Origin of the sequence: Reichenbachiella versicolor, from assembly GCF_003171675.1 — a bacterium.
GTDB classification, from domain to species: domain Bacteria; phylum Bacteroidota; class Bacteroidia; order Cytophagales; family Cyclobacteriaceae; genus Reichenbachiella; species Reichenbachiella versicolor.
In genome coordinates this window covers 620299-647096 of sequence record NZ_QFZQ01000001.1, presented here as the reverse complement: position 1 = coordinate 647096, position 26798 = coordinate 620299, and the positions used below count along the sequence as shown (strand labels likewise).

General features: G+C 37.9%; 21 protein-coding genes. 3 read left to right on the top strand and 18 right to left on the bottom strand.

Going from position 1 to position 26798, the window contains the following annotated elements; all coding sequences use genetic code 11:
* Positions 1–133 precede the first annotated feature (133 nt).
* The 7 genes from uxaC to DKG80_RS02655 all read right to left on the bottom strand — a co-directional run bounded on the left by uxaC (position 134) and on the right by DKG80_RS02655 (position 14474).
* Positions 134–1540 carry a glucuronate isomerase gene (gene uxaC / locus DKG80_RS02685; RefSeq protein WP_109829743.1) on the bottom strand — a complete coding sequence of 469 codons (1407 nt, stop codon included), beginning with the start codon at positions 1538–1540 and terminating at the stop codon, positions 134–136.
* 161 nt (positions 1541–1701) lie between these two features.
* Positions 1702–3237 carry an alpha-L-fucosidase gene (locus DKG80_RS02680; protein WP_109829742.1) on the bottom strand — a complete coding sequence of 512 codons (1536 nt, stop codon included), beginning with the start codon at positions 3235–3237 and terminating at the stop codon, positions 1702–1704.
* Positions 3238–3264: 27 nt separating this feature from the next.
* On the bottom strand, positions 3265–5283 hold the full coding sequence (locus DKG80_RS02675) for an agarase (RefSeq protein WP_109829741.1): 2019 nt from the start codon (positions 5281–5283) through the stop codon (positions 3265–3267).
* 115 nt (positions 5284–5398) lie between these two features.
* Positions 5399–6694: a glycoside hydrolase family 117 protein gene (locus DKG80_RS02670; protein WP_221409034.1), complete on the bottom strand. Its 1296-nt coding sequence runs from the start codon at positions 6692–6694 to the stop codon at positions 5399–5401.
* A 63-nt stretch (positions 6695–6757) separates the two neighbouring features.
* A complete protein-coding gene (locus tag DKG80_RS02665) occupies positions 6758–8731 on the bottom strand; it encodes a right-handed parallel beta-helix repeat-containing protein (RefSeq protein ID WP_109829739.1) in 1974 nt (657 codons plus the stop codon).
* A 59-nt stretch (positions 8732–8790) separates the two neighbouring features.
* The gene (locus DKG80_RS02660; RefSeq protein ID WP_245906945.1) at positions 8791–11634 is read right to left on the bottom strand and encodes a glycoside hydrolase family 2 protein; all 2844 of its coding nucleotides are present in this window, start codon (positions 11632–11634) and stop codon (positions 8791–8793) included.
* A 20-nt stretch (positions 11635–11654) separates the two neighbouring features.
* Positions 11655–14474, bottom strand: coding sequence for a glycoside hydrolase family 2 protein (locus DKG80_RS02655; RefSeq protein WP_109829738.1), 2820 nt, complete (start codon positions 14472–14474; stop codon positions 11655–11657).
* Positions 14475–14661: 187 nt separating this feature from the next.
* Here DKG80_RS02655 and DKG80_RS02650 point away from each other — a divergent pair, with 187 nt between their 5' ends.
* A complete protein-coding gene (locus DKG80_RS02650) occupies positions 14662–15807 on the top strand; it encodes a hypothetical protein (RefSeq protein ID WP_109829737.1) in 1146 nt (381 codons plus the stop codon).
* Between the two features lie 44 nt (positions 15808–15851).
* Here the strand turns inward: DKG80_RS02650 and DKG80_RS02645 are convergent, their stop codons facing one another.
* The 3 genes from DKG80_RS02645 to DKG80_RS02635 form a co-directional block, all read right to left on the bottom strand.
* The gene (locus DKG80_RS02645) at positions 15852–16220 is read right to left on the bottom strand and encodes a hypothetical protein (RefSeq protein WP_109829736.1); all 369 of its coding nucleotides are present in this window, start codon (positions 16218–16220) and stop codon (positions 15852–15854) included.
* 214 nt (positions 16221–16434) lie between these two features.
* Complete coding sequence (locus DKG80_RS02640) at positions 16435–17085, bottom strand: septal ring lytic transglycosylase RlpA family protein (protein WP_162555637.1); 651 nt, start codon at positions 17083–17085, stop codon at positions 16435–16437.
* A 184-nt stretch (positions 17086–17269) separates the two neighbouring features.
* The gene (locus tag DKG80_RS02635) at positions 17270–17650 is read right to left on the bottom strand and encodes a hypothetical protein (RefSeq protein WP_109829734.1); all 381 of its coding nucleotides are present in this window, start codon (positions 17648–17650) and stop codon (positions 17270–17272) included.
* Between the two features lie 475 nt (positions 17651–18125).
* Here DKG80_RS02635 and DKG80_RS02630 point away from each other — a divergent pair, with 475 nt between their 5' ends.
* Complete coding sequence (locus DKG80_RS02630) at positions 18126–18641, top strand: hypothetical protein (protein ID WP_109829733.1); 516 nt, start codon at positions 18126–18128, stop codon at positions 18639–18641.
* Between the two features lie 726 nt (positions 18642–19367).
* On the opposite strand, the gene DKG80_RS02625 is transcribed toward DKG80_RS02630, so the two are convergent.
* Both DKG80_RS02625 and DKG80_RS02620 read right to left on the bottom strand, forming a co-directional pair.
* Positions 19368–19961: a class I SAM-dependent methyltransferase gene (locus DKG80_RS02625; protein ID WP_109829732.1), complete on the bottom strand. Its 594-nt coding sequence runs from the start codon at positions 19959–19961 to the stop codon at positions 19368–19370.
* Positions 19962–19977: 16 nt separating this feature from the next.
* Positions 19978–20865, bottom strand: coding sequence for a LysR family transcriptional regulator (locus DKG80_RS02620; protein WP_109829731.1), 888 nt, complete (start codon positions 20863–20865; stop codon positions 19978–19980).
* Positions 20866–20947: 82 nt separating this feature from the next.
* Between DKG80_RS02620 and DKG80_RS02615 the strand changes: the two genes are divergently transcribed.
* Positions 20948–21286: a hypothetical protein gene (locus DKG80_RS02615; RefSeq protein ID WP_221409033.1), complete on the top strand. Its 339-nt coding sequence runs from the start codon at positions 20948–20950 to the stop codon at positions 21284–21286.
* An 89-nt stretch (positions 21287–21375) separates the two neighbouring features.
* On the opposite strand, the gene DKG80_RS02610 is transcribed toward DKG80_RS02615, so the two are convergent.
* The 6 genes from DKG80_RS02610 to DKG80_RS02585 all read right to left on the bottom strand — a co-directional run bounded on the left by DKG80_RS02610 (position 21376) and on the right by DKG80_RS02585 (position 26675).
* Positions 21376–21564, bottom strand: coding sequence for a hypothetical protein (locus tag DKG80_RS02610; RefSeq protein ID WP_109829730.1), 189 nt, complete (start codon positions 21562–21564; stop codon positions 21376–21378).
* 244 nt (positions 21565–21808) lie between these two features.
* Complete coding sequence (locus DKG80_RS02605; RefSeq protein WP_109829729.1) at positions 21809–22345, bottom strand: toll/interleukin-1 receptor domain-containing protein; 537 nt, start codon at positions 22343–22345, stop codon at positions 21809–21811.
* Positions 22345–23247 (bottom strand): SLATT domain-containing protein, encoded by a 903-nt coding sequence (locus tag DKG80_RS02600; protein ID WP_162555636.1) that lies wholly within the window; start codon positions 23245–23247, stop codon positions 22345–22347. The genes DKG80_RS02605 and DKG80_RS02600 overlap by 1 nt, the downstream gene beginning before the upstream one ends.
* A gap of 10 nt (positions 23248–23257) precedes the next feature.
* Positions 23258–23767 carry a TIR domain-containing protein gene (locus DKG80_RS02595; protein WP_109829727.1) on the bottom strand — a complete coding sequence of 170 codons (510 nt, stop codon included), beginning with the start codon at positions 23765–23767 and terminating at the stop codon, positions 23258–23260.
* Positions 23768–24465: 698 nt separating this feature from the next.
* Positions 24466–25131, bottom strand: coding sequence for a hypothetical protein (locus DKG80_RS02590; RefSeq protein ID WP_109829726.1), 666 nt, complete (start codon positions 25129–25131; stop codon positions 24466–24468).
* A gap of 50 nt (positions 25132–25181) precedes the next feature.
* Positions 25182–26675 (bottom strand): 7TM-DISM domain-containing protein, encoded by a 1494-nt coding sequence (locus DKG80_RS02585; RefSeq protein WP_109829725.1) that lies wholly within the window; start codon positions 26673–26675, stop codon positions 25182–25184.
* Positions 26676–26798: the final 123 nt, after the last annotated feature.

The window sequence follows — 26798 nt, the reverse complement described above, 5'->3', positions numbered from 1 at the left end:
TGAACATCAATATAAAAATAAAAAGAAAGCTGCGAAGTAGAACCCTGCAGCTTTAGTATTATCCCCCCTTTTTTAACTTATTAAAAGAGTTGTTTTTTGAATCTGAAAAACATTTTAATGATCAATGCATTATTTAATCAAAGAATCCAAAATACTCTTTGGCATTGTAATAACAGATATTTTCTATCATTTCTCCTAGAAGTTTTTCATCATTCGGAACTAGACCATTCTCGACATCATTGCCTAGTAGATTACAAAGAACACGACGAAAATATTCGTGGCGACTGTAACTTAAAAAGCTTCTGGAATCTGTCAGCATGCCTACAAATCGACTTAACAAACCTAAGTTGGATAATGCATTCATCTGCTTTTCCATTCCATCCTTTTGATCTAAAAACCACCAGCCAGATCCCCATTGGATTTTACCTGGAGTCTTGCCATCTTGGAAGTTTCCAATCATAGTAGCGTAGACCTCATTATGAGCTGGATTCAGGTTATATAAAATGGTTTTACAAAGCTTATCCTCACTTTGTAGACCATTTAGAAAGTTTGACATGTCCTGAGCCACTAATTCATCACCTATAGAGTCGTATCCAGTATCAGGACCTATTTGTTCCTCCATAAATGAATTGTTGTTTCTGATAGCTCCTACATGAAACTGTTGTGTCCACCCTTTTGAGTAATCCATTACTGCTAAGTCGTAAAGGACTGATGACTTATACTTATCCGCTTCTTCCTTAGAAATAGGTTGTCCATTTCTTGCCTTTTCAAAGATTACATCTACTTCTTCAGCAGTATATTTTTGACTAAAAAACTTATCTAATCCATGATCCGATAATTTACATCCCATCTCTGCAAAGAAGTCATGACGATTTTGCAAGGCTTGCATCATACTTTCATAGGATGAAATACCTACACTCGCTACTTCAGCAAGCTTATCTAGGTACTCGTTGAAAGGCCCTAAATTTTCTATTGCTAGAACTTTATCCGCTCTCCATGCTGGCAGTACCAATACTTCAAAACCTGAATCTTTAATCTGCTGATGGTATTCTAGTGAATCTATCGGATCATCAGTCGTACAAATAAGTTGAACATTTGCCTTTCTAATCAATCCTTGACAGGTAAAATCCGGTCTTTGAAGGATCTCATTGCAGGTATCCCAAATCTCCTTAGCTGTATCTTTATTCAACAACTTATCGATCCCAAATACTCTTTTCAATTCAATATGTGTCCAGTGGTAAAGTGGATTCCTCAAGGTATATGGTACTGTGATGGCCCAGTTGTAAAACTTATCCCAATCGCTAAGGTCTCCAGTAATGGCATCTTCAGAAATACCATTAGTCCTCATAGCTCTCCACTTATAGTGATCCCCAGCTAACCATAACTCTGTCAAGTTTCTGAATTGCTTATTTTCGGCTATTTCTTGAGGAGAAATATGACAATGGTAATCGAGGATTGGTTGATTAGCTGCGTACTCATGATAAAGCTTTTTTGCAGTATCTGTTGACAATAAAAAATCGTCGTGAATAAATGGTTTCATAGCAATTTTAATAAGTTTATAGCCTTGTCTACTACAAGGCAATATTTGAGAAGAGGTTAAAAGTCACACGTTTTTGTTCTTTGAATTGGAAAGATTGGATTGCGTGACAAACATCGTTCTCTTGATTCATAGTTTGTAATTACAGACTGCTTAATTAAGTGTTATTTTTCTAAATCCAGTTTAAATACAGTCGCAATAGGATTGTATTCTACATCTGGCATGGTAATAAAAAAATCTCCAGAGGTTAGACTCCATTCTACGTCTACATCAGATCCCAATAGCTTAACATCTTTGATTTTCCCTGGAGGAATATTTCTATGATACCCTCCAATTGATCTGAATGATACTTTTTCACCTGCCTCTGGTACTCCTAATAGAAAAGTGTACATCGCTGATTTGTCTTTAGCAATTGTAAACCTTACATCCTTTACACCATAGTTTACCGTGGATGAGAAAGCTCCATTATGACCATCACCTCCTCTAGATGGACCATATCCGAACAACACATGTGGACGTGTTCCATAAATTGCCTCTCCGTGTACGTCCATCCAGTCTCCTATTTGTTTCAATACATCTCTTTGCTCTTGATTAATAACTCCATCGGCTCTTGGCGATACATTGAGTAAAACAATTCCATTTTTACTCCATACATCAATCATATTTCTTACTACTAAGTCGGCAGTTTTATAAGGGTGTCCTTCTACGTACATCCACCGTCTCTTCCCTAATGTAATATCCGTCATCCACGGTAAAGGGTGCACATCTCCACGACCACCTTGTTCGAAATCCAAAACACTGGATTCAAGAGGTAAATCTTCTTGCTTATGTGCTGTCGCTACTTCTTTTCCTTGTTTCAATCCATTATTAAAATGATAAGCCATCATTTCCATTCTCTTTTCCTCTGGGATAAGGTTGAGCCATGAATCGTACCACAAGATATCTGGGCTATACTTGTCAATAACTTCTACTACTTGATCTAACCAATACTGATTAAACTCCTCTATCGTCTCGAAATTACCAAATAGCATTCTCAGTTTAGGATCAGTAGTCGAAGTAGGTAAATCTGGGTGATAGACGTAGTGACTGTCATATGCTTTCTTCCATTCAGCCGTGTCTTTTGCATTTCTTTGACCATTTCTGGCATGATGGAACGTTGCAATGGTCTTTAAACCCTCTTTGCGAAGAGCTTTAAATATTTCTCCCAAAATATCCCTTTCAGGTCCCATATCAGCTGCATTCCACGGATTGACCTCACTGTCCCACATCGCAAATCCATCATGATGCTGGGCTACTGGCCCGGCAAATTTCGCACCGGTAGCTTTGAATAATTTAGCCCAGTCTTCTGGATCAAACTTCTCAGCTTTGAACATCGGAATAAAGTCTTCGTAACCAAACTCATAGATACTGCCGTAGTTCTCTTCATGATATCTTCGAACTCTATTCTTATCCTTATACATATTGTGTGGATACCATGCACTACCGAAGGCTGGCACGCTATATGGGCCCCAATGAAAGTACATTCCTAATTTGGCATCAGCGAGCCACTCAGGAGCAGCCTTGTGTCTGTTAATTGACTCCCAATTGGGTTCGTATTTTGTTATCTCTGAGGAAGCCTGAGTTGGTTCCTGATTTTTTGAACTACAGGCAGCGATTAGCAGCGCAAATAGCCCAAAGAATAATAGTTTGTTTATTTTCATTAAGTTCATATTCAGTCTTTTTATCTACTAATTTTCTTTTGATAGATCTTTGCTATCGTTGAAGACTCTCATTGTGACACTTGCTACATGTCCACCTGTATCTGGAAATGAGATCTCTATTTGATTGTTTTCTTTCAATAACTGATAGGCTACAGGAATTTCTAATACTCCATAAAACCGATCTCTAGGAGCCTGATCATATCCTGAATAAGCTTTCTCAGGCACCTTAACTTTGGTTCCGTTGATAGTGATGATAGGATTGAGAGAATAACCATGATCGCGCCCTACTCCTATTCTAAGAGTCGCAAATCCATATTTCACTTTGTTAACGTCTTTGATCGTAAAACTTACCCTCTGACCTGCCTCAATGGGCTTATAGTAATCTGTCGCGTAGTATTTGGTTTCTTCAGAGGTTTCTTTGATTAAGACAGGCTCGCTAAAATTGTATTCTAAAATCATAGTTCCCTCAGGTTCTAGATTTACAAACTCCTTTGCTGATTTAAAGGTCTTCTGTTCTATTATTCCTTCCCTTTCTGTCTCAACGGGCTTAAAAGGGGAATAATAGTGTTTCGTTTTGATAGCTATTAGCTCATTTTGACCTTGTCCAAAGAGGTTGAGCTTTACAGGGACTTGTACTTCTTTTAGATTATTCAGAATAACATAAGCCTTCTTCCCATCTATATAACAGTCCACCTGAATGTCTTGATTGTCAGTTTTAATCTGTACCCGTTTTCCTTTTACATCCGACCACAGTTGGTAAAACTTAACCATATCACTGTACACCCATTGGTCACCAGTCTCTCCTTCTAACTCAAACTCTTGTCTAAATAAACGACTACGATATGGGTAACCTTCTTTATTTCTTCCCCATTCACATTTCAACATAATGAATGGAATCGCAGCAGCAATAGACTGTGGATGATCCATAAAAGTCATCATCAAAGAATTCGCACTTTTCACATAGAGATAGTCTCTCCAAGGAGTCCAAGCTAGTTCCTTGTATCTGTGTGCTTGTGTAGAATATTCTGTAACCAGCATAGGAGTAATCTTACCTAACTTAATCATGCTATACTGCTCAAGCATATCTAGTGTAGCTTCCACATTACTTCCCTTTCGATATCTTTTGATATAGCTGATTTTACCTTTATTATACTTCGGTTTGCATGGCTGATCATATATATGAAATGACCAGAAATCCATATCATCTTCTGTAAGGTCTATGAATTGTTTCCATCTATACTCCCATCTCTTGAAATCATAAAACTCAAAATCAGGAAATGCGCAGGTATAGCCACCTACCATTACATCTGGATTTATTTTTTTTATTTCACGAGCTACAGTAGTGTGAAACTTGGCCATCTTCTGAACGGCTGGAATCTCTTTTTCAGCAATACCTCTTTCTTTTCTAGGTAAAATATCCCACATGGGCTCGTTGATTACCTCGATATACTTAGGTCGAGGATGACCTTCTCCTCCAAAAAATTCTTTGATATAGTGAGCCATGAACTCACCTGTTGCAGTTCCCAGAGGTTGCTTTTTTGTGTCTTTCTGTGACAATGACCATCCTTGTCTGGTCTTAGTTCCATCGACCCAAAATGGATGAAACTGCGCGCCGATTACCATGTTATTGAGTCGATTTTCGTACTGGTGCAGACTTTTATTTTTACTATAGTTCCTTCTGGATTGAAGACCCATTTGCTGGATATGGGAGATATCTGCAAACCCTGTGCGTTTTGGATCTTCTTTCACTCTATTGAGAGCTCCTTTGAGCCCGCCAGTTTCGCGTCCAAAGTAAACATCGTAGCCATTCAAAAAATCATTACGAATATCGTCTATGGCATGATCTCCACTCCAATCATTAGGAAGACTGGCGTGTATAGTAATATACTTTTCACGGTCGAACTCATCAATACCACCTACTACATGTTTGGTATCCAAGTAAACGCTAATTTCAGCTACTTGAGCATTGCATGTAAAATTGATAGATGCCACTAACATCACTGTGGCAGTAATCAGCCAGATGGCATTGATAAGATTCTTTCTCACTTGAATTATTACTTTTTAATCGCAGGGCGATAGCCCTTTGGGTTTAATTCCCCGACCCTTGGGTCGAGTAGAAATAAAATCCAAAAGATACCCCGTACCCTTGGGTCGGGGAGCTTCATTTAGCTGTTTGCTCCTTTAGTTTCTTAGTTTCTTCAGCAATTCTTTGCTTCTGCTTACCACTCAGTCTATGGGTATAGTGAAACTCCGGACTATAGTACATATGATGATCTTTCATTCCTTGATCGTCTACATCTTGGCTCAAATCACAATCAAATCGTAGCAAAATCGTATGGTTTTTACTCCAGTCGCCTCCGGCATTGATGATATGCGAAATACCCCATGTAATACCTCTACCATCCTTAGTATCTGTAAAAGCATCAGGTACAAATGGTCCAGCTGCTATGGGTAGCAATTCTGTGATTGAAGCTATCTCAAAGTTCACCCAGTCCTTAGCATACTGTATAGTATTGTGCTCTTGACCATCTCGCTGTACTATCGCTGCTACTCCTTCTTTGAATGGGAATAAAGTGGTTTCGTGCCCTGAATTGATCACCGGGTTTAAAGGATGTTTCACAAATGGCCCTAATGGATCTTCAGCTATAGCCAAACCTTGCATTCTGATTTTTGAAGGTCTTAATTCAGGTCTTTTGTCAAAGTCTCCTTTGTAATAGATGTAGACTTTACCATCATGAACCAATGGATACGGATCATGGATAGAATATTGATCCCAAGATCCTTCAGGGCCATTTGGGATAACAATTTTGCCCGTATGATGCCAAGGACCATCTGGTGAGTCTGCCCAAGCTACAGATACTGGACAGAAGTCTCCTCTTAGACCGCTTGCTTCCATAAATGCCTGAAAGTATAGATAGTACTTACCTTTAAATTTCAAAATATCTGTTGTAGTCACTGATCTCCATCCTGGTGTTGGTTTCTCTGGTCTATGAACTGCTATTCCTTGTTCTTCCCAGGTAAAACCATCTTCAGAAGTTGCATACCAGATGTCTGACAAATCCCAATCTGAAGAAGGAATAGTGTCATTAGCTAATTTGGCATTTTTCATTCCTACAGACTTTACAGGTGTCTTGCGTCCTGTATACCACACGTAATATTTACCGTTTTCAAAGATTACTTTAGATGGATCTCTTCTTGTCACAGTGCCGTCTCCACCATTATAGTCAAACCCTTTAAGCTTAGTATACTTAAACTGTGTATAGAGCTCAGTCTGCTCAGGACGAATTGCTTCGTAGTTATCGTAGTTTCTTGCTACCGCAGCACTAAGTGGTCTATCAGGCTTCTCCGCGGGAATGAAAAATGGAAATTCCTCCGAAACGGTTTCGGTCTGAGTCTTTGATTGCTCACATGAAGCTAATAGCCACAATGCCGCAAATAGGTAAAGTATCTGTCTCATTTTATTGTCTTTCATTTTGATCTTTTGCCGTAAAACTGTTTCTAAGCTGGGTTTCTATTGATGTCATTTAATATCTCCCAGATTCAAATAATCTGAACTTGCTTCCCAAGCAAATCCTTTTGGAGTCCAGTCTACTCCTGGCACCCAGTATTCGCCTCCAAATTCATAGGCTCCTAGATCTGGCGCTTCTCCCTTGTATCCTTTGGTTATCTTTTTGATTTTTCGCCCCTTGTCAATCAGAGGTGAGTTCTTTTGTGGCATGAAGAGATTGCTTTTGCTAGTCTCAAATGGCACTTCTTTGAACTGTTCATTGTAATCAAAGGTGTTGTCTGCTTCATCACCCATGTATTCCTTTTCATCGACGATAAACTTCCCAGAACCAGAGTGCCACCAAGGACGAACATCACTGATGTTATTGTAAAGTGTGTTATCTCTAACATTTGTTCTTACCCCATTTCTTTCAGGTACCCAACAATCGATCATCGATTGGTCTGGTGGTCCTACATTCCAAAATGTATTATTGTAAATCTCATTTTTGAGTGCATTCCAGTTGAAGTGAAGACCTCCCCACTCTACATCCCAGACCACATTGTGATGGACTATGTAGCCAGCGGAGTTATTATCTAGATAGATACCTACAGCTTTTTTACCTGCGTGTGTATCTGCATAGGCATCATGAAACCAATTATGATGCAATTCAATATTCATTGGAATACTTCTTCCAGTCACATAAAACAAACCTCCATCGGCACCTGAGATCAATGCTTTTTGAACATGGTTGTATCCAAATTCACTGTTTTTTCCTGATACTTTTACTCCATCTCTGGCTGATCCATAAAAAGAGTTTCTAAGAATCTTATCTCCTTCTCCAGCGCTACTAAGTAGGCATGCATGAATTCCTATGGTATTAAAATGCTGGACAATGTTATTTTCTATGCGAGAGTTGGTCGATGCTCTAGTGATTAATATACCGTTTACTGTTCCATTTTCTAAGACACATTTCTCAACGACATTACCATCTCCTTTTTTAATTTGAATAGCCGCATCACTGACAGCTGCACCTTTCAGATTAGTTACTAATCTTTCCGCTCCATGCTTGACCATACAGTTGATGACTTGATTGTTGTCGCCGCTGATCGATACCATTCCTCCAAAAAAGTTGAGCCCATCTAGTTTTATATTGCTTTTTTTGATGTCCGCCGTATACTTTCTAGCAGAAATTTCTACAGCCTGTTCTTTTGGAGATTTGCCATTTGGCGCATAAAAGTAGAGTGTTTGTGCCAGTGGATCATAATACCATTCACGTGGGGCATCAAGCGCCTCTAGCTTATTCATCAGGTAGAAAATTCCTCGATGATCGTTCTCTTTTCTTTGTGGGCTGTGGGTAGGATGAAATGGCCATTTCTTAGGTAGCTCCTCAAAATGTACTCTGCCTAAATCCTTGTCGAAGCCTGTAATAGTTCGCTCCCATGCACAACCACTATGTGATCCTAGATAATGTATAGTTCCTCCAGTCCAGTCAATTTTAGGAATTTCATTATTACTAACAAATGACAAAGACCACGTTCCTTTCGTAATATCTATATACTTCGCATCCAGTGAATACTCATTATTATCTGTGTCATTCGGCCAACGAGCAATCTGCATCTTATCTGTACCTAGGTAAACATTATTGGCGTCTCCGAGCAACATTTGTATTCCTTTCACTTGGTAGATTTTGCCACTATACTGCTGCCATCCTGATACGGGTTCGGTAGCTGAGACAATAACCTTATCTTTTTTGTATCGAGTGAAAGTGATCGGTTTAGAAATTGTTCCTGATACCTTCGGATTAATTATCTCTCTATAAGTTCCAGCATGGATGTAGCAAATATCTCCAGCCTTCATTATCTGACTAGCTTGTGCTATTGTCTGAAAAGGGTTCTTCTCTGAACCGTCTCCTCTTTTAGTATTACGCTGATCTACGTGATAGTCAGTAGCGAAGACACTGCACACAGTAAGTGTACTGAGGATTATTGTGTTTATAATTCTTATCATCTTATCTATTTTTTTTATCAGTCCAATATAGAGTATGTTCAGGTCTTCTTACTTCATTATTAAAACTCAAAAGTCAAGTCGATTACAATTGGTTCATCTACATTCCCAAAGTATTTTTTAGCACTGCCTTGTGGACCAGATGATGATGATGGCATGAACTTGGTTCCCATTCCGGGGATGTTTTTCACAAAGGAAATATCGCCTTTTGGCCAATCTTTAACTGCTGCTCCTTTACCAGGATCTTCAGGCTGCTCTGGTGTTAGCATTCTTAGAAAAGTCAAATCTGAATGACAATACACCGTGAACCCATTTTGATTTTTGCCTTTGACGGTTACCCAATTCAAATTAGAATAGAACCCTTTGAACTCTGGATATACAAAATCAGGAATTCCAGTTAAGGTATTGTTGTAGTCATTCTCCCAAACACTAAACTGTGTACCTTTCATTCTATTGGCCCATACTCGATACGGACCATCACCAAGCCATTTCATTCCGGCTACTTCTTCTTCCGGGAAATTGAATGTGATACCGAAATATTCATCTACTATTTTCTTATTTCTTATCTCCGCTTTTAGGCTTAGTAAACCATTCGAGTAAATCGTCCACTTAAAGAAATCTCGTGTCGTCTCTTTATTCTCTTTCCAATCCCAATATTTGGGCTTAGCTTGATTCAAAGCGATAATTTCAACTTTGTTTTTAAAGGTCTTTATTTCTACACTTTCTAGCTTAGACTTACTTCCCAGCATAATTGGCCCTTTAGTTATAGGAATCAATTCTCCAGATTTCTTAACTTCTTTTAAGATACCTGTCTCTGCCGAAAACTTAAATTCATTCACTCCTGATTTGACGCTAATAATACCTCCTTCTTTCTCCACTTTCACACTTCCTTCTTTTGGAAAAGTGACTAGTTCGGCATTGATCTTTGTAGCCGTTTTAACTGGATATGTCCAAGTATAAACCTCCATGCCATGTGGGTCGGTTGCTGTCAGGTATAGTGCATCAGCTTCTTTCCATTCTTTCGCTAATTCTACCCTAAATGTTCCTTTTGTCATGGGTTCTAAAGCTGGTAGCTCTACCTCAGATTGACTCAACACACTATAATCTGCTCTACCCTTCGGACTATTGAATTTCACCCATTTAGCAGTCATGGTGCATTCATTCAGATTGGTAAAGTGATATCTATTCTCAACCTTGAATATCCCTGTAAAATCATCTCTAATGTATCTATCAGCTACATATATAGGTGACCAGACTTCCTTGATCGTGAAATAACTGGCTTCTTTCTCTCCGTATGGCCCTACGATTCCGTCCGCGCCATGATTACCGTCTGTATCAACGAAATTGTTTTTATCTCTTCGCTCTATACCTTCATCAGCAAAATCCCACAAAAAACCTCCTGCTGCTAAAGACGTATTCCACATCTGCTTCCAATAATCATCTAACCCTGAACCGTGTCCTCCGTCGTACAAACCATGTAAGAACTCAGTAGGGAAATAGATTTTATCCCTATTTGGTGAGTCAAATGAGAATTTATAATAGTCGGGATAATGCATGTTGTCAATCTTTCGAAATACATTCCATGGATGAATCACTTCTCGGTGCTGAATATCCCACTTGTCGTAATCATCATCCATCTCTAGATTCCAACCTGTTTCGTTCCCATTAGCCCAAATCAATATGGATGGATGATTCACGTCACGAACAATCAATTCTTCAACTAATTTCTCACCCAAGTCTGTGTCTAGATATGGCACATGCCATGTACATAATTCATCAATCACAAATAGTCCTAAGGAATCACAAACGTCTAAAAAATGCTTGTCTGGTGGATAATGTGACATGCGTACGGCATTCATATTCATATCCTTGATCATCAAGGCATGTTCGATACTGAGCGCTTTTGAGGTAGTTCGACCGGAGGAAGGGTGAAAACTATGTCTATTGACTCCTTTAAACTTGATCTGATTTCCATTGACGTATATCCCGTCACTTTCTCTAATCTCTACCGTTCGGAATCCTATTCGGTCTGAAACTGAGTGAAGCAAATTACCTTTCTTGTCTAATAGATCAATTTGAAGTTGGTACAAATTCGGTTGCTCAGCATTCCAAGTTTTAATGTTGGAAGCTTTTGACTCTATTGATAGTCTCTCTTTTGTTTTATCCAATGAAGAGACTTTCAAATCCTGTACCTTGTTTCCATACAGGTCCTGAAGAGTCAGCTTTACAAAAGTTGCTTTTGAAGATGATACAAAAACATCAGCCTTTATATCTCCAGAAGCTTGGGCATCTACTGCAAATCTTGATACATGATCCTCTGGTAATACTTCTAAGTAGACGGGGCGATAAATCCCTCCGAAAATCCAGAAATCAGTTCTGCGCTCAGCAAAATTGAGAGATTCATTGCTTGATTCTTTATTGACTTTGACTTCTAAAAGATTGTCTTGACCATATTTTAAGAGCTTAGTAATGTCATGCTTAAATTCATAGAAAGCTCCTTGGTGAATTGGCCCTGCAAGCTTACCGTTAATTTTGACCTCACAATCAGTCATTACTCCTTCGAAGACGATTTTGATTACTTTACCCTTCCAGTCTTCAGAAACATTGAATGTATGCTTGTACAAACCATACTCCTTGTGATATGACTTTTTCGCTTTGTAATCACGGCCATAGTTATAGTTACCAAAGCCTTGTTGCTCCCAACAGGATGGCACCTGTATCTCTGTCCATTTTCCGCTATTCATTCCCTCTGAACAGTAGAAATTCCAACTTACTGTATTGTCCTTGTCCGTACCCGAGAGATATTGAATTTGAGTCTTCTGTCCTGTGACCGTAAGGATAGTTCCTACCAGCATACAAGCCATTAGTATCAACTCTCTATTCAATTTTTTAATCTTATATATCATATCACACTTATTCTTATCGCTTAGAATTCAAATGTTAAATCCAAGACTATAGGCTCATCATCGTTTCCAAAGTAATGTTCTTTGTGACCATGAGGACCAGTGCTTTCGGGGAACTGAAACTTCGTGCCGATACCTGGAATGTTCATGACGAAAGAGATGTCTCCTTCTGGAAAATCTGGGTGTGTTTTCCCTTTCTTATTTTCTTTTGGTTCTTGAGGAGTCAACATTCTCAAGTAGGTATGAGGTGTGCGACAGTAGACTGTAAATCCATTGTCATTTCGACCTCTAATGGTAGACCAATAAAGACTGGAAAAGAAACCTTTGAACTCTGGATAAACAAACCCTGACTCTCCTGTGACTGTATTGTTGTAGTCATTTTCCCAGACTTGAAACCTCGTTCCTTTGGTTCGGTTTCTCCATACTCTGTACGGTCCATCTCCTAGCCATTCCATTCCTGCTACTTCTTCTTCTGGGAAGGAGAAAGTGATTCCTCTGAATCCTTTTAGGTTTCTAAAACCTTTGAACTCTACCCTTAAGTCGAGCAATCCATTTGAATGAATCGTCCACTTAATGATGTCCGACCTTTTTTCCTTGATGGTAGACCATGCTGGCATCCATTTCTTTTCTTCAAAAATGACTATCAGCTCTACTTTATCTTTGGAAGTATTCAGACTGATGTCTTTTATTTTATCCTTTTGATTGAGAATGATTGGGCCTTCGGTCAGTGGGATGACTTTACCACCTTTCTTAGCCTCTAGTAGCAGACCACTGGTCTCTGAAAATAGGTAGGTCATATCACCTGCTTCTACTTTGATTTTCTTATCGCCCGTTTCGGCATTTATTTCTCCATTTCCTGAATAATCAACCTGAGATTCATTCACTCTAGCAGGAGAGGAAACAGGGTATGACCAAGTAAAAACTTCCATCCCTCTCTCATCAACTGCCGTCAATTGAAGTGCATCTGCATTCTTCCAGTTCTGTGGCATATCTACCGAGAATTTGCCCTTTTCCTCAGGCGCTAGTGCCGGTAGTTTCACATTACTTTCAGAGATAATTGTTGTATTTGATTTTCCTTTTGGCCCACCATACTTCAACCACGTAGCTGACATTCTTACCTTGGAAAGGTTCGTAAAATGGTAGCGGTTTTCAATTCTAAAAATCCCATTGAAGTCATCTGTAATGAACCTATCTTCTATATAGATCGGGGACCAAATTTCTTTGATGGAAAAGTAACTGGCCTCTTTCTCTAAATAAGGTCCTACTATTCCATCAGCTGCTTTATTTCCTTGCAAGTCTATTTCATTGTTTCTATCAGTACGCTCTACTCCTTCATCTGCAAAATCCCACAAAAACCCTCCTGCGCTTAATGGCAAATTCCACATTTGCTGCCAATAATCTTGCAATCCTGCTCCGTGACCGCCATCGTACAATCCGTGTAGAAACTCTGTCGGAAATAGAATCTTGTCTTTAGTATATGCATCATTCACTAATGAATGGTAGTGGCTGTAGTGAATGGTGTTGGTCTTTTTATAGATACTCCACGGATGTACTACCTCACGCTTTTGAATATCCCACTTGGTGTAATCTTCATCTACCTCTGGATTCCAACCTTGTTCGTTTCCATTTGCCCACAATAATATTGACGGATGGTTCACATCTCTTACTACTGTCTCTTTGACCAACTTACGTGCTACTTCTGTATCGATCATTGGGTTGTGCCAAGTACAGAGTTCGTCGATGACGAACAGCCCTATCGAGTCACATACATCTAGAAAATGAACATCTGGTGGATAATGCGCCATTCTCACGGCATTCATATTCATGTCCTTCATCAGTTCGACATGTTCTATACTGATGGCCTTTGATGTCGTACGACCTGAAGACGGGTGAAACGCATGTCTATTTACTCCTTTGAACTTGATTCGTTGACCATTGACATAGATACCGTCTCCTTCCAGTACTTCGACCGTTCTAAACCCTATTCTATTCTCTACTTGATGAAGTGGCTTATCTGTTTTATCTAATAAAGTGATTTGAAGCTTGTAAAGATTAGGAGACTCAGGATTCCAAGTTTTAATGTTGTTTGCGTTAGCTGATACTGTCCACTTTCCAGATAACTCTTCGATGTTCTTGACAGGTAAGTCTTGAAGCTTTTTGCCTCCAAGGTCTAAGAGTGCTAGTCGAACATCGCTGGCTTTCTTAGTATCTAAAAATAAGTCTGCTTTGATTTCCCCATCAGCTCTAGCATCTATGGCAAATCTGTCGATGTTGTCCTTGGGAGCTACTGTCAAGTAAACAGGTCTGTATATCCCTCCAAAAATCCAGAAGTCTGCTACTCGTTCAGCATGGTTAATGGATTCATTGGCTGAAACTTTATTGACTTTGACCTCTAGTGTGTTGGTCGCTCCATACTTCAAGAGCTTAGTGATCGTGTATTTGAATTCGTAGAAAGATCCTTGGTGAAGCTGACCTGCTGACTTTCCGTTGATCTTGACTTCAGCATCAGTCATTACCCCTTCGAAAACTATCTTGATATCTTGCCCCTTCCAGTCTATGGGAACATTAAAATCATACTTATATAAGCCATACTCCTTGGCACGCTCTCCTTTGTCCGAACCGTAGTTATAGTTTCCAAAGCCCTTTTGCTCCCAACAGGATGGAACACCTATTTTTGTCCATTCGCCACTCTTACGACCTTCCGAACAGAAGAAATCCCACTCGACTAAGTTATCCTTATCAGTGCCTGACAGGTATTTGATTTGAGTACGAGGCTGAGCGATTGTTGTTAAACAATGCAGCAACACAAGTGCTGCCGCATAAAGGATTGTCCTATTATCCATAATTGTATCTTATTTCATATCTTCTGACCGCTGGTTACAAGGGTGACCAACTCGCTTGACCAAATAAAGCTACAACTCATCAAAATCATTAACTTTAACGCAGCGTTAACGGTATCTATAACCGTTCAAATCGTAGTGACATCATAGCTATAGCGCTAGAATAAGACTTAGACTAAGAATAGGAAAAATGCTCTCTACTGAGGAGAAAGAGAATATATCGAAGCGAATTACAGAAAGTAAAACTTTCAAAAACGCTCCCACGAGTATTGCACTACTGCAATACCTTATCCAAGCCAACATTGAGGATAGGCAGCTGAAGGAGGGCATTATTGACATAGAGTTTTTCCGAACTAAGCCGGACTCTGGTAAGTCCAATCCTAAAGTGCGTGTAAATGTTTATAACCTTCGAAAGAAACTCTTGAAGTATTATGATGAAGAAGGTGAACACGATACTTGGCAGCTGATCATCGACAAAGGTCAATATGGAGTACGATTCGAAAAACGAACTTCAGCGCCACCTATTTCTATTCCAAAGTATCGTAAGGTAGCTCCATATTTATTGGCTGTCGTTCTTTTGATTATTCTTATCGTTTCTCACTTACCGAAGTCTAAGCCTGAGATCTGGAAAGATTTCTTTGACAATGAACATACCACTAGTCTTTACATAGGTGATGCTTTTGGGTTTGGTGGCAAAACCATCTCTGGTAAATCGGGCTGGACGAGAGATTTTAGTATCAATAGTTTGGATGATTATTATGAACTGTTGGAAAGAAAACCTGAACTGAAAGACATTACCAGACCGATGGATCTTTCCTATTCTACTCGTATGGCTGAGAATGCCACGCACGACTTGACCAAGTTCTTTTCTGAACTGGAGGGGGAATTTGACCTCAAATACGCTACTAAGGTGTCATTCAATGATATCAAGAAAAGCAATGTGATCTATGTAGGTAAAACTTTCAACCAAACAGACTTCGTCTACTTGTTCAATGAAAGGAATACTAATGTTAAAATTCTTGATAAAAAGATCATTGTACAGGAGCTACCAAATATCCCTGATACCACTATCAATATACCTAGACTAGGAACGGAAAACGATCTGACAATCGTTTCTAGAGTTTCTGGCCCTAATCAAACGGAGCAATTCCTCTTCTTTTCGAATCATGACATTGGTGTGATGTCTACAGTGAAGTATTTTACGAACCCTGATTCTATCAAATCATTTACTGAACGACACTTGGATGGCAAGGATAACTTTACTGCTATTTATCTAGCAAAAGGAAAAAAGCGTATCGACTTGAGCCTAGAGGAGTTGTTAGTAATAAGTTTCTAAGACAGGAAAGTTAGACTTGTTGAGGCTAGGTTGGTTTTATGAATTTATGGTCTTAGTAACAGGGCTTCCAAGGCCTCTTCTTTAGTATCGAAAGCGATTACTTTATTACTAGCCACAGTATTATAACCTTTCAAAAGGATCTTTTTCAATCCATCAACTCCTATCATGACTAGCTCTCTCGAATCCCAAAACGCACTGTGAGATTTGGCTACTGCCATGTATTCTGTACCTATAGATGCTCCATTATAATCAACAATTAAATGTTTAATCTCTGGGTTTTCTTTTAAGTAATCAATTTGATCCTTAAACTTTTCAACCATTTGCTTTTGGCTCTTGCAGTCATTGTAGTGAAGGTAATGAACCTTTAAACCCTGATATTCGAGTAGTTCGGTAAGATTTTCATTTGTTTCCATATTGTCTAATTTATAGTGGTGCAGTTCTACTGTCCCCAAAAAGAAAGAATGTTTGTAATTTCACTTAAACTCAGGGGAATAAACAAAATCAGTCATTATCCTGCGATTAAATAAATTTGAGGTGTGAAGATTACTCTTTAGTAAATAACTAAAAATAAAAATTTATCGTGATACATAATTTACTTTATAATTTGATAAAACTAGCAAAATAACTTCAATTTTCGACCTGTTTCACGAAACCACTGACTCCTTTAGACTTAAGTTGTTTCTTCTTGAGTTCAGCACCTGAGGTATTCGAATACTTTCCGACATAAACTCTATAAACTGTCTTTTTATTTGAAATTGATCGCTTCACCCATGCGCCTTTATGCTGTTTCGCTTTAGCTGAAGCGTTGGTTTTATCTCCAAATGAGGCTATTTGGACAGTGTAAGTGGGTTTCTTTAAATCCTCTACTTCTAAATCTGATTGATTCTTCCCGATCAAAAACAGCTCAACAGGGGCTGTTCCTCTTTCAATCATATCCAACTTGGAAGCTGCTGCTTTTGACAAATCTATGATTCTATCTTTAGCATATGGCCCTCTGTCATTGATCCTTACTACGACTGATTTGCCATTTCTTTTGTTCTCTACCCGTAGCTCAGTTCCAAATGGCAAGGTACGATGTGCGGCTGTGTATGCGTTTGTATTGAATTTTTCGCCGTTGGCTGTTTTCTTACCATGAAAACCTGGACCATACCAACTAGCCACTCCTGTTTCAATAGTCGTTCCTTTAGCGTTTGTACCCTGAGAGGTAAGAACGTTAGTGCTTTTGCATGATGCTAACACTGATAATAGAAAACATAATCGAATAAAAGACTTCATCATATGGCATATTATTAACCGAGTCAAAGATGCTATTAAGCGGAAAGAAAACCCAGATTAAAAAAACAATGGATATACTTAAAATCAAACACATAACCTAGCCTCGTACACTTTTGCCTTTACTGAAGTAATGAGGCAAAAGTGTATTTACTTAATCTTCAAGAAATCTTATTCAATAGTTTGCAATTCAGATAAGTTGATTTGACCTCTGTATTAATGAATCCAAAGCCTCTTCCTTGCTATCAAAAGACAAAATCTTAATCCTAGCTACAGCATTATAGCCTTTCAAAAGGATTTTTTTTAAGCCTTCTACTCCTAGTAAAGCCACTTCTTTAGAATCCCAAAACGCGCTGTTTGACTTGGCTACTGACATATAAGTAGTGCCTATAGAGGCACCAGTGTAGTCAAATAGTAAATATTTCATTTTTGGATTTTGCTTTAAATAATCAAGTTGAGCATTATACTTATTAATCATTTGCTCTTGGTTCTTACAGTCTTTGTAATGAAAACAATAGACTTTCAAATTGTTAAAATCAATTATTTCAGAAGGACTTCCAATAGTATTCATAGCTGTTATTTTTAATAATATTTAAACTTTTAAATTGTTATCACATTTACTAACAACTAAATTAAAATCACTAAAAACACTTTTAAAACAATAAACCCAGATTAAAACCCTTAATTTAAGTTGATTTTAATAAGTTATTAATACCAAAGTATTTTTATTGGTTTTCATTGTACTCAACTTGGAGCAAGTTAAATGACGGTCTTATTATTAGACGACTCTTATTCCTTATATGGCTTCGACTAAAGCTCTCAAATACAGTTTTAAAGAAGTTATCAAAATCATTGACTATTGCTTCGTTGGTTTCTTCATGGCTAGATCGCTATGTTGATCTACTTCGATCAAATCGGTTCTACACAAGGCTTATTTTTTCTTTTTTGAATTCAATTTCTAAGAATATCATACCATTTCTTGAACTAGTTCAAAGTTCTTCAATGTGAAACCTGAGAACTTGCGCGCTCATTTAATCAATCATAATATGAGAAAAATTATTGGCGCATTATTTACGCTACTATTATTATCAGCCATACCTAAGTCTTATGCTCAAAACACTGGTGTGTATGCCATAGTCAGGGCTCCCCAATTCATGAATTACAATTTCAACACGAATGATGCCTCCTATACTGAAGGACTATCTGCTGGAATCGGCCTGTACCACAAATCTCTGTTTATAGAACTTGCTCCTGTAATCTTGGAAGATAACTACTATGGTTACTACACTTTCTTTGGGTCTACGATCAAGCGTACCGAACTAAGCAAAAACTTCAACCTCAACACAAGTATGTTTGGTGAGGTCACCACCTTCCCAGAGCAATCAGGCATCTCTGATGGAACATGGATATATACTGGTGGACTATGTCTATTCCCAAATGTACAGGTACAAAGAATGAACTTGGGAGTAGTGCTTTGTACTGGACTGGCTTATCAAGACGAAGAGATGATTTTCAACAATAGATTCGTGTTGAATCTGACGTATACGCTCACTGGTAAATAACCAAAATATCAATTCTGACTATTATCGTTCTTCTTCTGATATCTCTGGAGCAGAATGATAATAGCCTTCCGAAACGCTGTAGGGGACTTGAGTGATCAGTTTAGTTGATCATACGACCTGATGAAGCCAGTTTGTTTACACAGTTAACAAGGTCTGTTAAATCGTATCATGCTCTTGAGTCCCTGATCTATCAGACAAGCTCAGCGGGCTTCTACATTTTTTGGATTGAGTAATTCTATGGAATTGAAGCAAAAAAGAATTTTCGCAGAGAGCTTCAGCCGGATTATTCCAAAAAAAATCTTTTTTTCAATAATCCAGTTGGCGAGAAGCTCGAAAATTTTCTTGATTGAGTAATCCGACTGACTTGAAGCAAAAAAGAGTTTTTGCGCAGTTATCCAGCTGATTTACTCCAAAAAAGATCTTATTTTCAATAATTCAGTCGGCGAGAAGCTCGAAAATTTTTCATTTTGAATAATCCAGCTGACTTGAAGCAAAAAAGAATTTTCGCGGAGTTATCCAGCTGATTTGCTCCAAAAAAGATTTTTTTTGGAATGATCCCGTCGGCGGCGAAAAAATATTTTTTTTCTCTGCTTGAAGTCTGGAAATGCTGTCGCTAAAAAATTTTCTAGCCTATTCTACCAATCTATTCGGCACGGTTCATTTTTCAATTGAAGCTCCCCGATCTAAGGGTTGGGAAATTAAGTCCCAATAAAGTTTTCCCTGCGATTAATCACGCTGCCCTATTACCACTACATGTTTTTCGGGGTATTGGTCTAGTTCTAGGTGTAGGACTTTGATGTTGCATTCTAGGAGCACTTTTAGGTTTTCATTGATACCGATGGAACTGTAGTAGAAGGTGTCATTCATCCATTGATCTGTGTGCTCTCCCTCTGCATTTCCGAAGGTGTAGAGAATTATTCCTCTTGGATGTAGGGCGTTGCACATTTTCTTAATCACTGACCTATGCTGGTCTAGGGGAAGATGAAAGATGCTATCCCATGCGTATACCAAATCATACTTCCTTTTGATCGTATACATGGATATATCCTGTACTTCAAATTGCTGAATGGGGTGATTGGATTTTGCTAAGTCTATCATGTTCTTGGAGACATCTATTCCATGAACTTGAATATCGTTTGAAACGAGTCTTTTAATAAATCTCCCTCCTGCTCCGCAGCCTACATCTAATGCCGTTTTAATTCCTTCATAATACTTTAAAGCTCTTTCGAATGCTTCCATTCCGTAGTTTGATTCGCGATGTTGATCATCCCACCATGAAGCTATCTTATCATATCTCAGTCCTGTGTCGTTTGGGTTCATTTGTGTTTTTTGATTTTCAGTCCTTAGCCTGTTTACTTAATATCTGAGCAATTGTCTTTGGTAACTCATTTTCAATATCACTACGATAGGACACCACCATGTCTAATGAAATGTCCAACTCATCCAATTCTAAATAGTCCACTTCTAGCAACTTGTATCCTTGTGCTATACTTTTAGGCAGAATGGATATTCCTATGTCTTTCTCTACCAACTTAAGTATTGAAAATGCATTTAAACTCTCATGCTTTATTTGCGGATAAAAGCCTCTATGACTACACGCTTGTATAATTTGATCTCGAAAATATGTTCCAGCCGACCGAGGATATAAAATGAATGGCACATGGTTCAAGTCAGAAATACTAGCTCCTTTTTTAATATCCCATTTACTATTTGATGCCTTGACTAATACGGTAGAGTCGGTGAAAATTGTTTCTGAGTTAATGAATGGCATTTCTTTATGTGGTCTTCCGATGATCACATCTATTTGTCCATCATGTAACTGGTTAAGAAGGTTTTGACTAGTGGTCTCTACGATATTTGTTTTCACTTTTGGAAATTGATCTTCAATCTCGCTGATTAAATTAGGTACTATATCAACCATCGCAGAACCGATACACCCTATATTGACTACACCTGATAAAGTTGTTCCCATCTCAGCTATAGAAGACTTGATAGACTCCACCTTTTGCAGCAATTGGTAGCCTTCCTTTTGTAGAAACTTTCCCGACTCTGTAAGTGATACTTTGCGCTTATCTCGACTAAAGAGTACTGTTCCTAGCTCTTCTTCGAGATCTTTTATCTGACGTGTCAACGCTGGCTGGGCGATAAAGAGTTTTTCTGCTGCTCTTCTAAAATGAAGCTCTTCGGCTAAGGTTAGGAAGTATTGAATATGCCTTATCTGCATTTGATACTTATTTATTATCAGTCAATGTAAAAAATTCTATTTCTATTATCAAAATACATCCTAGACCTTTGCAGAAAAAAAGATGAAGAACATTCTTAAATATTCTGTTTTCGCTATTGGTTTCACTCTAATGAGCGGATGCGGCACTCAAAATTCTAAGACGATGAATACTCCAAAGTTTGTAGAAATTACGGTTCAAAGCCACATCATATTACATGGGTTTGACGAAAACAATAAGGAAATAATAGAGGAAGTGGAGGTAGAGAAGCCTATTAAAAAACTACTTCAAGTGGATAGAATTCAGTCTATCAGTGAGAAATATATTCTTACTTCTTACGGTTTCGGTAGACTGGTTTTTTGGGAATACAAAGGTTCATACCCTGAAATGAAAGCTCTGCTGATGGGTGATGGTATGGAGTAGTTAGGTGGCTATTGTCACCTTGAAAATTAGTTCTAACAGCCTATGATGACGGTTAATAATCAAAATTTCAAGTGCCTGTTCAACTGATATCACTGAGCCAAACGCTTAAGAAGGTCAGAATCTTCCATAAGAATTGTTCTGAGGTTGTTAGCTGTTGTTATATCCTGCTCAGCTTTTCCTTGTAAAGACTTAAGGTATGCTAGCACTTCAAGTAAGCCTTGTTCAGGCGTATTACTTAAAAGATCATCGATCGCTGTTCTGACTTCTTCTCTACTCATATTACAAAAACATGAAAAATCTGACGTTTGGTTCTACCTGTTGTTTCACGTGTTAAGTGCAACGACACTTGAAAAATAAGTGTCTCCCGACACAGATAGTTTAGCAATACACTATACCAGAGTTCCTAGTCAGGAGACTCTATGGTTCATCTTATCTTTTAAAAAAGATTCTTAAAAGAACAAGGAAATATCTTGACCTATAAAACCCCATTCATTCATAGCATTTACTTACCACACGTTATTTTCATGTTCTTAGCCAATTAACTAACCAATCGGCACTTCCATCAGGATAGAAAATAGCCCAGTCATATTTTGTATTATCCTTCGAAGAAGCTTTTTTAATGTATCCATATATTGAAAAATACTCCTGTTCAGACCAGCTACTTGAGTAGTGAACTAAGGGTAAGATAGCTAAGTGTTTATCGCTAAGAAATCCATCCCCCAAGCCAAGTTCCCAAGGAATCCACTTTGAATTTTTACTATTAGGAGTAGCTAGCAAAATAAACTTATCGGATTGCTTTATTCTTGACCTAAGTATCTCAGCAGTTTTGGAGTTAGGATCATCTGGTAGTGAATCATCGAGGTAGTCTATATAGACTTTAACACCAATCTCTTTTAAAAATCTAACAATAGGATCAACATAGGCTCGATCCTTTCTCCTGTAAGAGAGAAATATCTTCTTATCATAACTGACGTATTTACCGCTTAGTGACTCATTAATAACCTCAGCCTTGCTGAAATATCTGGTCTCTGTTAAATCGTTAAAAGTTAGATAGGACATTATTCTTGTATTCTAGATACCCAGAGTTTGTGTTCTCTACTTATCGATCTTTCACAATCATACACGATTGTTTGATAACCAGTATTCGTTGATTCAATAAGTAATTTTTTCTTAAAATCTTTCAGCTCCTCAATAGCAACACTATAAGTAGAACTCAACTCATCAAATCGTTTGGTTTGTTTCCAAGAAAACATTGTTGCTGATAGCGTTGTGAATAATCCCAGGTAAGAATAATTAGGGAGTGTTTTGGTTAGAATCAAAATGGTTAGAACAGCACCTAATCCCATTGATACTAGTGCAAGCCAAAAAAACAGTTCTCCCTTTTTAGTATTGTACTTTGTTTTTTTGAAATAATATCCTTCCTGATGATTCAGGCGGTATTTTATATAAAATTCAACTCTTTCTTTGTAATCAAGATCAAATGCTTCTTTCATCCAATCAGGTGAGTCATTGTCCGATGATTTGTGCTGCACATACTTTAAATATTCATCAAGGTTTATTTCATTCTTTATTTCCTTAATCTTTTCATGGAAAGATTTTAAAGCATCTGACCATTCACAATCGTATTTGTCAATTTTAAACACCACAAGCCAAACAGTGCTTAGTATACTTTCAGCCAGAAACCTTGATTTCTGCCACCCATCCATATACTTGGTACGGAATTGAATAATCATTAAAATCAAAACACTGATAATTAGGGCTAATTCAATAAAGAGCTTTCCTGTTTCTATGCTTTCGGGAAGTATTGGAGCAGTGGACACGATGGCAATGACTAAAAGCAATAACAATTGCCATTTATGGAATCCTAAATACTTATTTTGACAGAATTTTGATAGGTCATTAAAATATTCATAGGAATCAGGGCCAACAAGATCACGATCAAATTCGGTTTTGTTTATCATATCCCAATAATCAATTAGAGATTCCCAAGTCCGAATACACTTTGTCCTCGTAATACCAGTTTTTTTTCTCGGTAGGTTTAATTGATTTAAAGAAAGGAGGGAAATTATCAAGAGCATGTCTAATCATCCTCATTCTGAATGCTATATGAACGCAGTTTTGGAGTTTTAATATTGAAGGGCATAATGCTTCATCTATTCTCCTTGAATTATTGAGATTAATAGCAATAATTGGAAGCTTCATTGAAAGTGCTTGATCAAGCTCCCATCTGACGAATCTGTAAAGGTTTTTTGTGCTTCCACCAATGAGAACAATTACTTGCTTTGCATTATTCATACGCTCAAGCAATCGCTGTTTGATATACTGTTCATTACTAGCTTGCTTTGTTAACGGATTAAGATCATGGGCATCATAAAAATTGAAGTCAATGTTTTCTAAAGCCTTCCAACCCTTCATGCGTGCATATGCCCACATATCATTATCTCCATCAAAAATCACATAGGTTTTATTTCTGTAGCTCATTTGTTCTGGTGGTGAACGTGTGGTAACGTACGAATAGATAACATATGTCACCTATTGTTAAATTAGGTTTATTTATAAAGTGTCAATTATTGCTCTCGCAAAATAGACTATCCAAAGCTACAAACAAACTCAAATTACACTTAACTGCTTCTTATTTCAAATTACATGCTCTCACATGTTATCCGAAACCTTTAGCAAGGGTAGTAATGAGCAAATACTAGCGAGTCGACCTTAAAATATATGCGTGATTAGATTTTTACTCAAAATATGCGTAGTTGAAATTTTTAGAAAAATATGCGCAGTTAGAATCTGTAAAAAAATATGCGTAGATGACATTTTCAAAATAATATGCGTGGTTAGATTTTTTTTCAGAATATGCGTGATTGGTTTTTAAAAAATAATATGCGTAAGTGTGTTTGAAAAAAATATGCGTGGTTAAGATTTTCAAAAAAATATGCGTGACTTAAAAATGAACCACGCATATATGCGTGACCACCTTACGCATATATGCGTAACTCAAAAAAAACAACTACGCATATTTATTTCGTCTGAAAAAAGATATGCGTGGGTGACGTTTTTGAAAAAATATGCGTAGTCAGGATTTCTGTATCGTCCTCAATCAAGTTTAAAAATTAAGCTAGAGCTTTCTAATAAAATTTCCATTGAGTCAGATCAGACAGAGAAATTATACTCTTATTCTATCTTTCGACCTTATCCGTTTGGATGAATTCTCGAACAGATTCGTCGGAGTATTGTTCTGCTGTTCCTTTCTTACATAGAGTCAGCATGATTGAGTCTAGGATACGATCTTTGGATAAGTCTTTTTGCAATATTTCACCTCTATGAAATATTCCATAAGTTTCTTCTTCAAAAGAACGGCTGTTGTTCAGTATCACCAATCTGTAATGGTCTTTGGGAAAGGGTAGTAATTCTGTCGCGTAGTCTTCTATTGGGTAGTCTTTGTTAGCACCATTGATCTCCTCTTTGGCGCCGAAGTATTCTTCAACGGCCAATCCTTCTTCCTTGATCAATTTGGTATAATCCGCCAAAGACACGCTACTATCTATCTCTGTGGGTTCATAGCCCAGCATCAAAACAGAATGCGGTGTCGAACTGTCTCTGTGAAATCCACTAGTACTTTGATGACTAAATCGACCGAGCCACTGATAGTTGAGCTGAAACTCAGTATACATTTGACAAAGTTCGGAAAGTCCATTTTTGACTTCTACCATAGTTTGTCTGAAGGTATACGAGTCTAAGTCTTTGCCTAGGTCTTTATAATAGAAACCCGGTTGGTCTGTACTGGTTCTTAAAACACGCTGATAAATGGTATTGAGATCGATATCATTCAGTATGGTATGCATAGATTTTATTTTGAAAGTTTGGTACGGGATAGATATGTAAGAGTTGAGCGTTAAGACTGTGTGTTTTTATGATCAGTTTTAAGGTCTTGGTAGGAACCATCTTTGACTTCTTTGAAGTCCCTTTGGTATTGATTGAGATAACCTTCATTCTCCAATAAGTTGGACATCTTTTTAGTCATGTCGTCCAGTTCGTGTGTAGAAGTCTCTATGTGATGTAAAAAAGAACTTGATTCTTTACCCGTATTGAATGGTCGAAGCAGATTAATTAACCCAAGTATTCTAGAAATAGGTGCTCGCAGCATGTGTGAGTTCATAAATAGCTGCTTAGCCAATAGGCGGTTTTTCTCTAGGGTTCTGGTGATGTATTTTGCTTCTATCTTTTCTTTTTGTCTAGCAAACTGATTCATCTGATCTCCTATCGCAAAGGCAAATAGAACTGATTCCATAGCCGAGCCAAAGTACAATGTAAAATCATAGATACGATCATATGGAATAACACCAATGGTAACGATCAGATAAACACCGATACCACTGAGGATAAACAGCCATCCTATGACATAGAACCTGGCATGCTTTACTCCTTTTTTCCACACGTATATACCAGCATACAGCAGACTTGAGTTAAGGATAAATACTAATGTAGGAACTAGTGCCGCCCAAATACTGACATTGATCCATTTGGTATTGTCTATAATAGGCACGATTATGACTAATACAAATACTAGGAATAGTAACCATTTGTATAGTCTTGGAGCCATATTCTTGAGATTGAGGTATCTAATGGCAAAAAATGTACCTGATGAATAAAGTAGGCTCAACCAAATCGTGTAGGACCATTGCTGGGGCCACATGCTCTTGTGACTAAATGGAATATACCCACTGTGAAAACAAACTCCATAAGTCAATACTATTAGATAAACGAGATAGGGTATGAATACTCGGTTGCCTGTAGATAAAAACAAAAAAGTATTGTAAAGAATGACGCACAGCATAAATGCTATGAAGGCTTTTGGGATACTTTCTTTGAATACTAAATGCTCTATTGTAGGTTCTATTCCTCCTATCATGAACCTGTAGTTGCGATTGAATGTAGACCTAATCCTGATAAGGTAATAGCTGGAAGACCCTGACAGTTCTACAACTGTAGTACTATAACTAGCCCCTTTGGAATCAAGAGGAGCTAAATGTTTCTTTTCATAGGTTTTCAAAAGCTGTCCTGTCGAATCTTTGACATAGGTAGCTGCTGACCAAACTTCCATTTGATTGCCGAGCGTCAAATATTGTTTTTCAAGTAAAGGGTCTACTTTTAGTGCTAGCCATATGACGGAATCTGCTATATCAACATGTATATTATCTGTGGTAATGTGGCTAAAATCTCCTTCTTCAAACAATTGCCCTGCTTGTAAAGGATTGATACTACCATCATGGTCTATATACAAATGATAATTGTCTAGCACCTTCAATCGCTCTTGAGACTTTGCCTCTCCGGCGAGAGATAAAATAACAAAGACAAAAAATAGTATCTTCCACAATTGTAGATTCATCAGGTAGACTTAAGTAATAAGAAGTGCAGCTTATACTGCATATTCTATTAAATCTAATGGAAGAAATGACTACGTCCAACAGCAAATCTTGATTAACCCAAAGATCATTCTCAAAAAGCCATC